The organism is Pseudomonas sp. TSO6, from assembly GCF_056098905.1.
Window position 1 is genome coordinate 18,309 of sequence record NZ_JBLZWV010000030.1, and the last position, 14,236, is coordinate 32,544.

General features: G+C 63.2%; 10 protein-coding genes. 6 read left to right on the forward strand and 4 right to left on the reverse strand.

Annotated features, from left to right (window positions below):
- Positions 1-3: 3 nt before the first annotated feature.
- The gene (locus ACN6NG_RS11740) at positions 4-906 is read right to left on the reverse strand and encodes a LysR family transcriptional regulator (protein WP_028613150.1); all 903 of its coding nucleotides are present in this window, start codon (positions 904-906) and stop codon (positions 4-6) included.
- 368 nt (positions 907-1,274) lie between these two features.
- Here ACN6NG_RS11740 and katG point away from each other — a divergent pair, with 368 nt between their 5' ends.
- The 3 genes from katG to ACN6NG_RS11755 all read left to right on the forward strand — a co-directional run bounded on the left by katG (position 1,275) and on the right by ACN6NG_RS11755 (position 6,513).
- Entirely contained in the window at positions 1,275-3,530 is a 2,256-nt protein-coding gene (gene katG, locus ACN6NG_RS11745) for a catalase/peroxidase HPI (protein ID WP_474314054.1), read from the forward strand.
- A gap of 255 nt (positions 3,531-3,785) precedes the next feature.
- Positions 3,786-4,997, forward strand: a complete 1,212-nt coding sequence (locus ACN6NG_RS11750) for a M24 family metallopeptidase (protein WP_474314056.1) — start codon at positions 3,786-3,788, stop codon at positions 4,995-4,997.
- Positions 4,998-5,178: 181 nt separating this feature from the next.
- Positions 5,179-6,513 carry an MFS transporter gene (locus ACN6NG_RS11755; RefSeq protein ID WP_474314057.1) on the forward strand — a complete coding sequence of 445 codons (1,335 nt, stop codon included), beginning with the start codon at positions 5,179-5,181 and terminating at the stop codon, positions 6,511-6,513.
- Positions 6,514-6,642: 129 nt separating this feature from the next.
- Here the strand turns inward: ACN6NG_RS11755 and ACN6NG_RS11760 are convergent, their stop codons facing one another.
- Positions 6,643-7,650 carry a GlxA family transcriptional regulator gene (locus ACN6NG_RS11760; protein WP_016499214.1) on the reverse strand — a complete coding sequence of 336 codons (1,008 nt, stop codon included), beginning with the start codon at positions 7,648-7,650 and terminating at the stop codon, positions 6,643-6,645.
- A 180-nt stretch (positions 7,651-7,830) separates the two neighbouring features.
- Between ACN6NG_RS11760 and pssA the strand changes: the two genes are divergently transcribed.
- On the forward strand, positions 7,831-9,159 hold the full coding sequence (gene pssA / locus ACN6NG_RS11765) for a CDP-diacylglycerol--serine O-phosphatidyltransferase (protein ID WP_081237885.1): 1,329 nt from the start codon (positions 7,831-7,833) through the stop codon (positions 9,157-9,159).
- Between the two features lie 48 nt (positions 9,160-9,207).
- On the opposite strand, the gene ACN6NG_RS11770 is transcribed toward pssA, so the two are convergent.
- A complete protein-coding gene (locus tag ACN6NG_RS11770; protein ID WP_353456984.1) occupies positions 9,208-10,173 on the reverse strand; it encodes a DMT family transporter in 966 nt (321 codons plus the stop codon).
- A 101-nt stretch (positions 10,174-10,274) separates the two neighbouring features.
- On the opposite strand from ACN6NG_RS11770, the gene ACN6NG_RS11775 reads away from it, so the two are divergent.
- Complete coding sequence (locus tag ACN6NG_RS11775; RefSeq protein ID WP_063423637.1) at positions 10,275-11,204, forward strand: LysR substrate-binding domain-containing protein; 930 nt, start codon at positions 10,275-10,277, stop codon at positions 11,202-11,204.
- 165 nt (positions 11,205-11,369) lie between these two features.
- Positions 11,370-12,515, forward strand: coding sequence for a GGDEF domain-containing protein (locus ACN6NG_RS11780; RefSeq protein WP_063423638.1), 1,146 nt, complete (start codon positions 11,370-11,372; stop codon positions 12,513-12,515).
- 157 nt (positions 12,516-12,672) lie between these two features.
- Here the strand turns inward: ACN6NG_RS11780 and ppnN are convergent, their stop codons facing one another.
- Positions 12,673-14,046 (reverse strand): nucleotide 5'-monophosphate nucleosidase PpnN, encoded by a 1,374-nt coding sequence (gene ppnN / locus ACN6NG_RS11785; protein WP_474314060.1) that lies wholly within the window; start codon positions 14,044-14,046, stop codon positions 12,673-12,675.
- Positions 14,047-14,236: the final 190 nt, after the last annotated feature.

The window sequence follows — 14,236 nt, forward strand, 5'->3', positions numbered from 1 at the left end:
TAGCTACCGGGCCATGAACTGCAGGATGCGTTCGCGTAGCCAGCGCTCGGCCGGGTCGTTGTCCTGGGCGCCGCTCCAGACCATCGACAGTTCGGCCTCGGTGATGTCGAACGGCGCCGGGTCGGCGCGCAGGCTACCGTCGTCGGCCAGGGCGCAGGCGGCGTAGTCCGGCACGGTGGCAATCAGCTCGGTGTTGCGCAGCAGGGCGCGCAGGCTGCCGAACTGCGGCACTGCCAGCACCACCTTGCGGCAGCGGCCGATGCGCGCCAGGTCTAGGTCGATGTTGCCGCTCATGTCGCCGGAGAACGACACCATTACATGCGGGCGCGCGCAGTATTCGTCGAGGGTAAGCGGGCCGGGGCGGTCGTCGGCGCGCAGCACGCGCACGCCGATGTCGCGCAGCTTGCGGCGTTTGGCCGTGGCCGGCAGGTCGGTGGTGTAGCTCACACCTACCGAGATTTCGCCGCTGGCCAGCAGGCCAGGCATCAGCAGGAAGTTGGCGCGCCGCACAACCACACTGATATCCGGGGCTTCTTCGCGCAGGGCCTGCAGCAAGGCCGGGAACAGGCCGAACTCGGCATCGTCCGACAGGCCCAGGCGGAACACATTGCAGCTGCTGGCCGGGTCGAATTCGCGGGCGCGGCTGATGGCGGCGGAAATCACGTCCATCGCTGGCGCCAGTTCGGCAAAGATCTGCAGGGCCCTTGGCGTGGGTTCCATGGCCCGGCCACTGCGTATCAGCAACGGGTCGTCGAACAGCTCGCGCAGGCGGGCGAGGGCGGCGCTGACGGTGGACTGGGTGATGAACAGCTTTTCACCGACGCGGGTCAGGTTGCGTTCGATCATCAAGGCTTCGAACAGCACCAGCAGGTTCATGTCAACGCGGCGCAGGTCGTTGCGGTTCATTGGGCTCAGGTTCCGGATATAGAGGGCTTGGCGGTGTATTGAAGCACGCCGCTGGCCTGCTTGCCTTGTATGAATGTGCCGGCCTCTTCGCGGGTGAACCCGCTCCCACAGGTAGGGCACAGGATTCAAGACTGGTGCAATACCTATAGGAGCGGGTTCACCCGCGAAGAGGCCAGCCTAAGCAAACCTGACAGAGCCAGCCTATCAACCCCTAACAGCCACTCTATTAGAACTCTGCCCAAGCTCGTCTAGTCTTTCCCGTGGCCCCGTGTAGACCTGATGAGGGGTAGCACGAGCCCACACGCTCGGCTGAAAGAACACCTGGCATAGACCGGAAATCTGGATAACCGACCCAAAGGTACCCGCAGATGTCGAACGAATCGAAATGCCCGTTCCATCAAACCGCAGGTGGCGGCACCACCAACCGTGACTGGTGGCCTGACCAGCTCAACCTTCGTATTCTTCACCAGCATTCGTCGAAATCCAGCCCCGATCCGGACTTCGATTATGCCAAGGCGTTCAAGAGCCTCGACTTCCAGGCCCTGAAGAACGACCTGACTGCCCTGATGACCGACTCGCAGGACTGGTGGCCCGCCGACTTCGGCCACTACGGTCCGCTGTTCATCCGCATGGCCTGGCATAGCGCGGGCACCTACCGCATCGGCGATGGCCGCGGTGGCGCGGGTTCTGGCCAGCAACGTTTCGCCCCTCTGAACAGCTGGCCGGACAACGTCAGCCTCGACAAGGCCCGGCGCCTGCTATGGCCGATCAAGCAAAAATACGGCAACAAGATTTCCTGGGCCGACCTGATCGTGCTCACGGGTAACGTTGCCCTTGAATCCATGGGCTTCAAGACCTTCGGTTTCTCTGGCGGGCGCGCCGATGTGTGGGAGCCGGACGAAGATGTGTATTGGGGCTCGGAAAAGGTCTGGCTGGGCGGCGATACCCGCTACGGCAAGGAACAGGTCAAGGCCCAGCCGCCAGGCCAGGGTGACCTGGTGGCCGAGCCGGCCAAGCACGGCGAAGAACAGAATCGCGACCTGTCGGCCGAGCGGAACCTGGAAAACCCGCTGGCCGCCGTGCAGATGGGCCTGATCTACGTGAACCCGGAAGGCCCGGAAGGTAACCCCGACCCGGTGGCCTCGGGCAAGGACATCCGTGAAACCTTTGGCCGCATGGCCATGAACGATGAAGAAACCGTGGCGCTGATCGCCGGCGGCCACGCCTTTGGCAAGACCCACGGTGCCGGCCCTGCCGACAACGTCGGCCCCGAGCCGGAAGCTGCTGGCCTTGAGCTGCAGGGCCTGGGTTGGCCCAACAAGTTTGGTACTGGCAAAGGGGGGGATACCATCACCAGCGGCTTGGAAGTGACCTGGACTTCTACCCCGACCAAGTGGAGCAACGAGTACCTCAACAACCTGTTCAACTTTGAGTGGGAATTGACCAAGAGCCCGGCCGGTGCGCACCAGTGGCGGCCGAAAGAGGGCAAAGGCGCAGGCACCGTGCCGGATGCCCACGATCCGGGCAAGAAACACGCACCGTCGATGCTTACTTCCGACCTGGCGCTGCGTTTCGACCCGATCTACGAGCCGATCGCCCGTCGCTTCAAGGACAACCCGGACCAGCTGGCGGATGCCTTTGCCCGTGCCTGGTACAAGCTGATCCACCGCGACATGGGCCCGCTGGCCCGTTACCTGGGCCCGGAAATGCCCAACGAAGAGTTGCTGTGGCAAGACCCGTTGCCCAAGGCAGATCCAGCCACGACCAGCGAGCAAGACATCGCAGATCTCAAGACCAAGATCCTGGCTTCGGGCTTGAGCGTGGGCGAACTGGTCTCCACCGCGTGGGCATCCGCGTCGACTTTCCGTGGCTCCGACAAGCGCGGTGGGGCCAATGGCGCCCGCCTGCGCCTCGCACCGCAGAAGGACTGGGCTGCAAACCAGGGTGTAGATAAGGTGCTGGCGGCGCTGGAAAAGATCCAGGGCGAGTTCAACAACGGCGGCAAGAAGGTTTCTCTGGCCGACCTGATCGTGCTGGCCGGTACCGCAGCTGTTGAAAAAGCCGCCAGGGAGGCCGGTTACACGGGCAGCGTAGGGTTCCGCCCGGGCCGTGTCGATGCGTCTCAGGCGCAGACCGATGTCGAGTCGTTTGCCGTGCTAGAGCCGTTGGCCGATGGCTTCCGCAACTTCACCAAGGCCCGCTATAGCGTCAAGGCTGAGAAGCTGCTGCTGGACAAGGCCCAGTTGCTGACGCTGACGGCGCCGGAGCTGACCGTGCTGATTGGCGGCCTGCGCGTGCTGGGCGCCAACCATGGCGGCAGCAAGCAGGGCGTGTTCACCGACAAGCCCGGCACCCTGAGCAACGACTTCTTCCGCAACCTGCTGGACATGGGCGTGGAATGGAAGCCGACCTCGGCGGACAACGAGGCCTTCGAAGGCCGCGACCGCAAGACCGGGCAGCTCAAATGGAGTGGTAGCCGGGTTGACCTGGTGTTTGGTTCGCATGCCCAGCTGCGGGCGTTGAGCGAGGTGTATGGCAGCAGTGATGGGGGTGACAAGTTCGTGCGGGACTTTGTGGCCGCCTGGCAGAAGGTCATGGAGCTGGATCGTTTTGACCTGAAGTAACGGTGTTGCGGGGGGCGCGTTGCGCCGCATTCGCGGGCTTGCCCGCTCCCACAGGTACAGCGCAGCCTCTCAAGGCGGTGAAAATCCTGTGGGAGAGGGCAAGCCCGCGAATGGGCTGCAGAGCAGCCCCTTGGCACTGGTGATCCCGCCAATTCCAGGTCGGATAGATACAAAAGCGTCCTCGTCGGTTCTGTTGCAATGCTTCTCAGGCGGCCGGCCTGAACAGCGTGCTCACAACGACAAGGAACCCCGACCATGCAAATGCCCAAGACCCTGAAAATCCGCAATGGCGACAAGGTGCAGCCGACCTTTTCGGCGCAGGAATATGCAGCCCGCCACGCCCGGCTGCGGGCCTACATGGCCGAGCTGGACATTGAAGCGGCGATCTTCACGTCGTATCACAACGTCAACTACTACAGCGACTTCCTCTACTGCTCGTTCGGCCGCCCGTATGCGCTGGTGATCACCCAGGACAAAGTCGTCTCGATCAGCGCCAATATCGATGGCGGGCAGCCCTGGCGGCGCACGGTCGGCACTGACAACATCGTCTACACCGACTGGCAACGCGACAACTACTTCGTTGCCATCCAGCAGGCGCTGCCGCTGGCCTCGCGCATCGGCGTCGAACACGACCACCTCAACCTGCAGAACCACGCCAAGCTGGCCGCCTGCTACCCCAAAGCCGAGTTGTTGGACATTGGCGCGCCGTGCATGCGCATGCGCATGATCAAGTCGGCTGAGGAGCAGGCGCTGATCCGCCACGGTGCGCAGGTGGCCGACATTGGCGGTGCGGCGGTGGTGGAGGCGCTGCGCGAGCAGGTGCCGGAGTATGAAGTGGCGCTGCATGCCACCCAGGCGATGGTCCGTGAAATTGCCAGGCGCTTCCCCGATGCGGAGCTGATGGACACCTGGACCTGGTTCCAGTCCGGGCTCAACACCGATGGCGCGCACAACCCGGTGACCAGCCGTCGCGTCGGCAAGGGTGAAATCCTTAGCCTCAACTGTTTCCCGATGATCGCTGGCTACTACACCGCGCTGGAGCGCACACTGTTCCTCGACCATTGCCCGGATGAATACCTGCGCCTTTGGCAGGCCAACGTGGAGGTGCACGAGGCTGGGTTGAAACTGGTACGCCCGGGCATGCGCTGCAGCGACATCGCCCGTGAACTGAACGAAATCTTCCTGCGCCACGACCTGCTGCAGTACCGCACCTTTGGCTATGGCCACTCGTTCGGCACCTTGAGCCACTACTACGGCCGCGAAGCGGGGCTGGAGCTGCGCGAAGACATCGACACGGTGCTGGAGCCTGGCATGGTGGTGTCGATCGAACCGATGATCATGCTGCCCGAAGGGCGACCGGGGGCGGGCGGGTACCGCGAGCATGACATCCTGATCGTCAATGACAACGGCGCCGAGAACATCACCAGGTTCCCGTATGGGCCGGAGCACAACATCATTCGCAAATAAAGACCGCAGCTGGCCTCATCGCCGGCAAGCCAGCGCCTGCAGATACTGCACAGCATGCAATGCCTGTGGAGTCCCGTGTGGGGGCTGGCTTGCCGGCGATGAGGCCAACCCGGACAACAAAAATATCACTGTATGACCACCAGACCCTGCCTCCAATTAAAAGAACCAGAGGGTACCCGTCATGTCCAGCACCACACTTGACCCATCCGCCGTCGCCGGTCCCGCACACAACGCCGAACGCCAGGCCCTGCGCAAGGCCGCCCGGGCCAGTTTCATGGGCAACTTCGTCGAGTGGTTCGACTACGCCGCTTACGGCTACCTGGCCACCATCATCGCCGCCACCTTCTTCCCGCAGACCGACAAGACCACCGGCCTGCTGGCAACCTTCGCCGTGTTTGCCCTGTCGTTCCTGGTCCGCCCGCTAGGCGGTATCGTCTGGGGGCACTTTGGCGACCGCCATGGTCGGCGCAACGCACTGTCGTGGTCGATCATGATCATGTCGGTATCGACCTTCTGCATCGGCCTGCTGCCTGGTTATGCGCAAATCGGTTTGTGGGCGCCGGCGCTGCTGTTGCTGATCCGCCTGGTGCAGGGTTTTTCTGCGTCGGGCGAGTACGCCGGTGCTGCGGCGTTCCTGGCCGAATACGCGCCGCCCGGCCGGCGTGGCCTGTACACCAGTATCGTGCCGGCCAGCACGGCAGCGGGGTTGCTGTTTGGTGCGGCGTTCGTGGCCGTACTGCACGAACTGCTCAGCAGCGAAGCCCTGCATGAATGGGGCTGGCGCCTGCCGTTCCTGCTGGCGGCGCCGTTCGGCCTGGTGGGGCGCTATATCCGCATGAGCCTGCAGGACACGCCCAAGTTCCTGGAGATGGAGCAGCGCCTGGAACACAAGGCCGGCATGGGCCCGACGCCGCTGCGCGAGCTGCTGGGCCAGCACCGCCGCAGCCTGGCCATCGGCATTGGCGTTACTTGCCTGAACGCGGTGGCGTTCTACCTGCTGCTCAGCTACATGCCGACCTACCTGTCCAGTGAAATGGGCATGAGCGAGCGGGATTCATTCATTGCTTCGACAGTATCGCTCGCCACTTATATTGGCTTGATCTTCCTGATGGGGCGGTTGTCCGACCGGTTTGGCCGCAAGACCATGCTGGTGGTGGCTTCGCTGTTGTTCCTGGGGCTGACCGTGCCGTTGTTCCGCCTGCTTGACGGGCAACCGCTGCTGGTCATCCTGGCGATCCAGATTTGCTTCGGGGCGATACTGGCAATGAACGACGGAACCTTGCCGTGCCTGCTGGCCGAGATTTTCCCGACCCGGGTGCGCTTCAGTGGGTTTGCCCTCAGCTTCAATGTGGCCAACGCGCTGTTTGGCGGGACTGCACCGTTCATTGCCACCTGGCTGATTCAGGTGACTGGCAGCAAGCTGGCACCGGCGGGGTATTTGCTGGCGGCAGCACTGGTGGCACTGGTGGCCATGCTGATGTGTCGGGAAACGGCGCACTCTGCACTGGAAGATTGATAAGCCAGTACTGGCCTCTTCGCGGGTGAACCCGCTCCCACAGGGGCCTCACAGGCCTGAGCATTGTGCGATCCCTGTGGGAGCGGGTTTACCCGCGAAGAGGCCGGCAAAACTATTGCAATATCTGGATCAGTGCAGAGAGGCCTGCCGCCGCTCCCCCAGCGGCGACAAGCCAAAGAACCGGCTGTAACTCTTGGAAAAATGCGCCGGCGAGCTGAACCCGCAGGCCAGCGCCACCTCGCGCACCTGCACATCGCTGCGCAGCAGCAATTCCCGCGCCCGCGACAGCCGCAGCTCCAGGTAATACTGGCTGGGCGTGCGCTGCAGGTACTTGTGGAACAGCCGCTCCAGCTGGCGCACGGTCACCTCGTTGAGGCTGGCAAGCTCCTCAAGCCCCAGTGGTTCCTCCAGGTTGGCCTCCATGATCGCCACCACCTGGCTCAGCTTGGGTTGGGCGCTGCCAAGCAGGGTGCGCAGCGGTACCCGCTGGCGATCGCGCTCGCCCCGCACCCGGTCGCACAGCAACAGCTCTGCCGCCTTGGCCGCAATGTCCTGGCCCCCGGGTTCGCGGGCCACCAGTTGCAGCATCATGTCCATGGCTGCCACACCGCCCGAGCAGGTATAACGGTCGCGGTCCAGTTCGAACAGCTGGCTGGAAATGACAATGCCGGGGAAGTGCGCCTGCAATGTCGGCAGGTCTTCCCAGTGGATTGTGCAGCGGTAGCCTTTGAGCAGTTCGGCCTTGGCCAGCAGGTAGCTACCGGTGCAGATACCGCCCAATGGCAGGTGCTGGCGGGCCAGCTTGCGCAACCAGTCGATCAGCGGGCGGCTGCTACGGCCACGGTCGATCGGGTTGGCGCCGACCACCAGCAACGTGTCCAGCTCCGGGGCGTTGGCGATGCTGTAGTCGGGCAGTACCCGCATGCCGTTGCTGGCGACCACGGGTGCCTCGTCCGCGGCAATCAGCACGCTGCGAAACAGTGGCTTGCGCGCGGCCAGGTTGGCCATGCGCAGGGTTTCCACCGCCGACGCCAGGCCAATGGTGGTGAAGTTGGGCAAAATCAGAAAGCCGAAGGTCTTTACGGAACAACTCTTTACAATAGACGGCGACAGGTTTGTAGAAGCGGGGTGGACCATTGCGCTGTTCCTGTGCAAGCTGAGGCAGAGTTCGTCAGGGGCAGAAAGAAATACAGCCTCGCGTGGTTCTTGTTGTTATAGGTCGTTGCCGGGTTGATCTTACACCCCGGGCGCAGCGGCCAGGAATGGCCCCGCCGGCTGGCAGGGCCGACAGTGATTGCACAGAGAAGGTGATCGTTCGTGAACCCCGAATCCATGCTGGCGGCATTGCCAGGCTACGCCATATCGCCCGAGTCGATCCAGGTGCTGCCCAATGCCAAGGCATACCGCGCCTGCCTGCTCGAACGCATCCGCGCCGCGACCCGGCGCATCGTCATCGTCGCGCTGTACCTGCAGGAAGACGAGGCCGGCCAGGAAGTGCTGGATGCCTTGTACCAGGCCAAGGCTGAGCGGCCAGGCCTGGAAATCACCATCGTGGTCGACTGGTTCCGTGCCCGCCGTGGGCTGCTGGGGGGCGGGCGCCAGCCGGGTAACGCCGCCTGGTATCAGGCCCAGCGCCAGTTGCGCGGGCTGGATATCGTCATTCACGGGGTGCCGGTGCAGACCCGCGAGCTGTTCGGCGTGCTGCACTTGAAGGGCAGCATCATCGACGATTGCGTGATCTACACCGGCGCCAGCCTGAACAACGTCTACCTGCACCGCTTTGACCGCTATCGCCTGGACCGCTACCACCTGTTCCAGTCGCCGGGGCTTGCCGACGCCATGGTCGACCTGGTACAGCGCCTGTTGCACCACACCGCCACACCACGCCTCGACTTGCCTGCACAACCTGCCACCCGCAGCCTGCGCGGCGATATCCGGCGCTTGCGAGCGCGGTTGCGGCGCATGGCCTACGAGGCACCAGCCAGCGTGGCAGGGCAGGGGTTGCGGGTGATTCCGCTGCTGGGCGTGGGCCGTGGCAACCCGTTGAACCAGGCAATGTGCGCCCTGTTGGCGACGGCGCGCACGCAACTCATCATCAGTACGCCGTATTTCAACCCGCCGCGTGTGGTTATGCGCGAGCTTGACCATGCGCTGGAGCGGGGGGTGCACGTTGAGCTGATCGTCGGTGACCGCACGGCCAACGACTTCTATATCGCCCCGGGTGAGCCGTTCAGTGCCAGTGGCGCCTTGCCTTATCTGTACGAAGACAACCTGCGTGCCTTCGCCCGACGCCGCCATGCGGCGATTGCCAGCGGCCAGCTACAAGTGCGGATCTGGAACGATCCCGGGCATACCTTCCATGCCAAGGGCGTGTGGGTCGACCAACGCTATTCGCTGCTGACCGGGAACAACCTGAACCCGCGCGGGTTCAACCTGGACCTGGAAAACGGCCTGCTGATCGATGACCCGCAAGGGCAATGGCTGGCGCCACGGGAAGCGGAGCTGACCGAGCTACGCCGGCATGCGCCGAAGATTGCCTCGGCAGAGGCCTTGGGGGTGAAGGCCGAACACCCCAAGGAAGTACGCAAGCTTCTGCGGCGGTTGCGTTTTAGCCGATTGGAGCCGTTGATCAAGCGGGTGCTCTGATGATTTGTCGGGTGCGCTTTTTGCAGGAGCGTCCCGGCAAGGCCGCTCCTACAGAGACCGTGCCGGTTCGGTCGCTGTGGCTGTCTCGGCTTTCTTCTTGCTTTGCGGCTTGAGCCGCGACACGGCAAACAGCACCACCGCCAGCCCGATGACCTGGTACAGCGAAATCTCTTCACTCAAGAGTGCCCATGACGCCAAAACCGTCAGCACCGGCCCCAGGTTGCCCACTGCCGCAGTGTGAGTCGGCCCGAGCCGCTGGATTGCCAGCGCCACCCAGTAGATCGGCAATACCGTGGAAAACACCGCCATCAACCCGGCGTTGGCCCACACCGCGCCCGGCAACTGCCACAGCTGCCCGACCGGTGCCACCAGCAGGTAATGCGCCAGCACCATCAGCGAGGACGCGGTGCCGCACAGCCCGGCCAGGCGCATCGAGCCCATCCGCTTGAGCATCATCCCGGTGCCGGAATAATACAGCGCGTAGGTCACCGCACTGGCGAACACCCACAGCGAGCCCAGCACCACCTGTTGGCCAACCCCGGCGACACTGACGTCGTGGACGAAGGCGATGCCCAGCCCCAGGTAGCACAGGCCCATGGCCGACAAGGTGCGCAGGCTTGGCCGCTCACGCAGGGCGATGGCCTGGAACACCAGCACCAGCGTCGGGTAGGTGAACAGGATCAGCCGCTCGAGCCCGGCGCTGATGTACTGCAAACCATAAAAGTCGAAAAGGCTGGCCAGGTAATAACCCAGCAGCCCAAGCAAGCACACACGCAAACCGTCGCCCAGTTTGAGCGGGGCGCTGCCTTGGCTACGGCTGGCCCATACCAGCCAGGCGAACAACGGCAGCGCCAGCCCCATGCGCATCGCCAGCAGGCTGATGGCGTCCACCGGCCCGGCAGCGTAAGCGAGCTTGACGAAAATCGCCTTGAAGCTGAAGCCCAGGGCGGCCAGCACGGCGTACAAGGCGCCGCTCTGCATCTGGCGTTGGATCAGGCTGCGTAATGCGTTCATGGATTACCCGAAGCAGAAGAATGACAGGGCTTATTCTGAACAGAAGGCGGCTAAGCTAGAATCGCTTTTAATCGAACAGGGTGTTCGCTTTTGGAGAAGCCATGCCATTCGATCTGACTGACCTGCGCCTGCTGCTGGCCATCGCTGCCACAGGCAGCCTGAGCAAGGCGGCTGCCACCTTTCCAGTGGCCGTATCGGCCGCCAGTAATCGCCTGCGCCTGCTGGAAGAGCGCTGCGGGCTGGCGCTGTTCATCCGTAATGCCGCTGGCATGCAGCTAACGCCATCCGGGCGGTTGGTGCTCGAGGGCGCGCGAACCGTCCTGGCTGAGGCGCAAAAGCTGCAGGGCACCTTGAAAGAGCTATCTGGTGAGCACCGCATCACCTTGCGCCTGGCGGCTTCCACCGTGACCAACAGCACATTGCTGCCCGCCGTGTTGGGGCCGTTCCTGGCGGACTACCCGGAAGTCGACCTGCAGCTGGTCGAGCACAAGAGCGTGGATGTGCTGCGGGTAGTGGTGGCCAACGAATGCGAGATCGGTGTTTATGACGGCATCCTGAACAGTGAGGGCGTGGTATCGCTGCCGTTTCGCACCGAGCGCCTGGTGATGCTGGTGCCTGCCGGTCATCCACTGGCCGGGCGCGAGCAGCTACGCCTGGTCGACGCCTTGGGCTTTGCGTTCATCTGCCTCCCGGGTGAGCGGCCGATGCAGCGTTTTGTCGAGGAAATGGCGATGAAGCTGGCCATGCCCCTGAAGGTTCGGGTGCGTGCACCGAGTTTCGAGGCGATCGCTCAGTTGGTGGCACAGCGTGCAGGGGTGGCATTGCTGCCTGAAACAGCGGCCCTTCGCGCCGAACAGGAGCTACCGGTGCGCAGGGTGGCACTGGCCGAAAGCTGGGCCACCCTGGAGCTTCGCCTGTGCTTCCGTGACTGGGAGCAATTGAGCTCGCATGGGCGGCAACTGGTGAGTTTTCTCTCCGGGCTTGAGGGGGGCGAGACCACTGGGATTTCTGTAGTGAACACGGCGCCTTGATGTCAAAATGATATTGCCGGCATGCCTCCATCTACAGGTGCTGGGCTATCATTTGCAGTCAACCGTCCAAGGCCCCTCTGAAAAGTCATCACGAGCGCATACAATCGGGCCTTTTCCTCGTTAACCAGATAGGCCAATGCGTATATGGCGCTAGATCCACCCACGATGCTGACCATCTCGGTCGCCCTGGCAGCGGCGGCTGCCCTGTACCTGGCGATTGAGTGGCGCAGTGTCCGCGAAACCTCACTGCTGTTCTGGAGTGCCGGTTTTGCCACTATTACTGTCGGTTGTATCCTGGCCTTGCTGCGCGGGGTCGGGTTGTTGTTCATCGGTATCTGGTTCGCCAACGGTTTGCTGGTGGTGGCGCACTGTTTCTTCCTGATGGGCGTACTGCGCTTTACCCAGGACCGCTTGTCGCGGGCCTGGCTGATGATTGTGGTGGTCTGGTTCGCCTTGCTGTTGTTGCCCGTAGGGCCGCAGTGGTCGAAGGTGATGCTGATGGTCAACTCGTTGCTGGTGGCGGCATTGACGCTGAAGGCCAGCTTCCTGTTGCGGCCCCACGGCAAGTCGCTGAGTGTCGGGGCCGTGCAGCTGCGTTATGTACTGCTGATTCACGGGCTGTTCTATGTGGCCAAGGCGGTCATTGCGATCACGCCGGGAACGTTGATTGACCTGGCCACCTTTGGCGGGATGATCATTCAGATTTCCCTGGTCGAGGGGGCGATGGCGATCATGCTGATTGCTTTGTCGATGACCGGCACTGTGCGCTATCGGCGCGAAGAGCGGATTGCCCGGCTGGCAGCCCGCGACCCGTTGACCGCGCTGTATAACCGGCGTGCGCTAGAGGTACGGGCGGGGCATTTCTTCAAGGACGTCAGCCCGGCGCAGCCCGGGGCGTTGCTGCTGATCGACATCGACAACTTCAAGCTGGTCAACGACCTGCACGGGCATATCGCCGGGGACCGGTTGCTGATTGCCCTGAGCGAGATGATTCGTACGGTGCTACCCGAGCGCGCGCTGGCCGCGCGGTTGGGCGGCGATGAGTTCGTCATCTTGTTGAGCGGGGCGAGTAGCGAGCGGGTCATGGAGCTGGGTGGGTTATTGCGTGAGCAATTTCAGCAGTATGCCAGCAAGACCGTGCCTACGCCGCACGCGGTTACCTTGAGTATCGGCGTGAACCTGTTCGAGCAGCCGCCGGCGAGCCTGGCCGCGTTGATCGAGCAGGGGGATGTGGCGTTGTACCAGTCCAAACGCAGTGGGCGCGATAGCATTCGGTTTGTTGAGCGGCCAATGGCTGACCTCAACCAATAGACTAATGGGGCTGCTGCGCAGCCCATCGCCGGCAAGCCAGCTCCCACAAGTACTGCGCAGACGTTCAGTATTGCGCGGGCCCTGTGGGAGCTGGCTTGCCGGCGATGGGCCGCGAAGCGGCCCTAATAGCCTGAGGTTACTGTTTGGACAGCCGGTGTCAGGTCACCACCTGGTAGCACGGCACATACGCTGCGCCGCCCGGCAGCTTCATGCGGTGCTGGTCGACGAAGGCCTGTAGCAGCCGGCCCAGGGGGTCCAGTACAGCGCTGTCGCCGTGGATCTGATACGGGCCGTGTTCCTCGATCAGGCGGATACCTTTGTCCTTGACGTTCCCGGCAACGATGCCCGAAAAAGCCCGGCGCAGGTTGGCAGCCAGTTCATGGGGTGGTAGCTCGCGGCGCAGGTCCAGCTCGGCCATGGCCTGGTGGGTCGGGTCGAACGGGCGCTGGAAGCTCTCTTCGATCTTCAGCAGCCAGTTGAAGTGGAAGGCGTCGTTGCGCTCGCGGCGGAACTGCTTGACCTCCTTGAGCCCTTCGACCATGTGCCGGGCAACTTCGGCCGGGTCATCAATGATGATTTCGTACAAGCAGTGCGCCGCCTCGCCCAGGGTGGCGCCGACGAAGGCATGCAATTGTTGCAGGTAAGGCTCGGCGCTGCGCGGGCCGGTGAGCACCACCGGGAACGGCACGTCGTGGTTGTCCGGGTGCATGAGGATGCCCAGCAGGTAGAGGAACTCCTCGGCCGTGCCGGCACCGCCGGGGAAGATGATGATGCCGTGACCGACACGCACGAAGGCTTCCAGGCGTTTCTCGATGTCCGGCAGGATCACCAGCTCGTTGACGATCGGGTTGGGCGCCTCGGCGGCGATGATGCCCGGCTCGGTCAGGCCCAGGTAGCGGCTGCCATGCATGCGCTGCTTGGCGTGGGCGATGGTGGCGCCTTTCATCGGCCCCTTCATCACGCCAGGGCCGCAGCCGGTGCACACGTCCAGCTTGCGCAGGCCCAGTTCGTGGCCGACCTTCTTGGTGTACTGGTATTCCTCGGTGCTGATCGAGTGGCCGCCCCAGCACACCACCATCTTCGGCTCCACGCCCGGGCGCAGGGTGCGGGCGTTGCGCAGCAGGTGGAATACGTAATCGGTGATGCCCTGGGAGCTTTCCAGGTCGATACGCTGGCTGGCCAGCTCGCTCTCGGTGTAGACGATGTCGCGCAGGGCGCTGAACAGCATTTCACGGGTGCTGGCGATCATTTCGCCATCGACGAAGGCGTCGGCCGGGGCATTCTGCAGCTCCAGGCGCACGCCGCGGTCCTGTTGGTGAATTTTAACCTCGAAGTCCTTATAGGCCTCGAGGATAGTCTTGGCATTGTCGACATGGGCGCCGGTGTTGAGGATGGCCAGGGCGCACTGGCGGAACAGGGTGTAGAGGCTACCGGTACCGACTTCACTCAGTTGCTGCACTTCACGTTGTGACAGCGTTTCCAGGCTGCCTTTGGGGCTGACGGATGCATTGATGACATTGCGTTGAGGCATCTAAGTCTTTCCTGTGCGGGTAAAACATCCTTCTTTGACAACACCATACCGAGAAATGTGGACGGCAACGAGGGGGCGGGTGAAAAACCTTGAGACCGGGTTGGCTTCTTCGCGGGCTTGCCCGCTCTCACAGATACAGTGCGGATCCCTGTGGGAGCGGGCAAGCCCGCGAAGAAGCCACCCCTGTCCC

Excerpts from the sequence above, each read along its gene's own strand:
- ACN6NG_RS11780 (WP_063423638.1), top strand. The coding sequence starts at position 11,370 with ATGCTGACCATCTCGGTCGCCCTGGCAGCGGCGGCTGCCCTGTACCTG.
- ACN6NG_RS11755 (WP_474314057.1), top strand. The coding sequence starts at position 5,179 with ATGTCCAGCACCACACTTGACCCATCCGCCGTCGCCGGTCCCGCACAC.
- ACN6NG_RS11770 (WP_353456984.1), bottom strand. The coding sequence starts at position 10,173 with ATGAACGCATTACGCAGCCTGATCCAACGCCAGATGCAGAGCGGCGCC.
- ppnN (WP_474314060.1), bottom strand. The coding sequence starts at position 14,046 with ATGCCTCAACGCAATGTCATCAATGCATCCGTCAGCCCCAAAGGCAGC.
- ACN6NG_RS11750 (WP_474314056.1), top strand. The coding sequence starts at position 3,786 with ATGCAAATGCCCAAGACCCTGAAAATCCGCAATGGCGACAAGGTGCAG.
- ACN6NG_RS11760 (WP_016499214.1), bottom strand. The coding sequence starts at position 7,650 with ATGGTCCACCCCGCTTCTACAAACCTGTCGCCGTCTATTGTAAAGAGT.
- ACN6NG_RS11740 (WP_028613150.1), bottom strand. The coding sequence starts at position 906 with ATGAACCGCAACGACCTGCGCCGCGTTGACATGAACCTGCTGGTGCTG.
- ACN6NG_RS11775 (WP_063423637.1), top strand. The coding sequence starts at position 10,275 with ATGCCATTCGATCTGACTGACCTGCGCCTGCTGCTGGCCATCGCTGCC.
- katG (WP_474314054.1), top strand. The coding sequence starts at position 1,275 with ATGTCGAACGAATCGAAATGCCCGTTCCATCAAACCGCAGGTGGCGGC.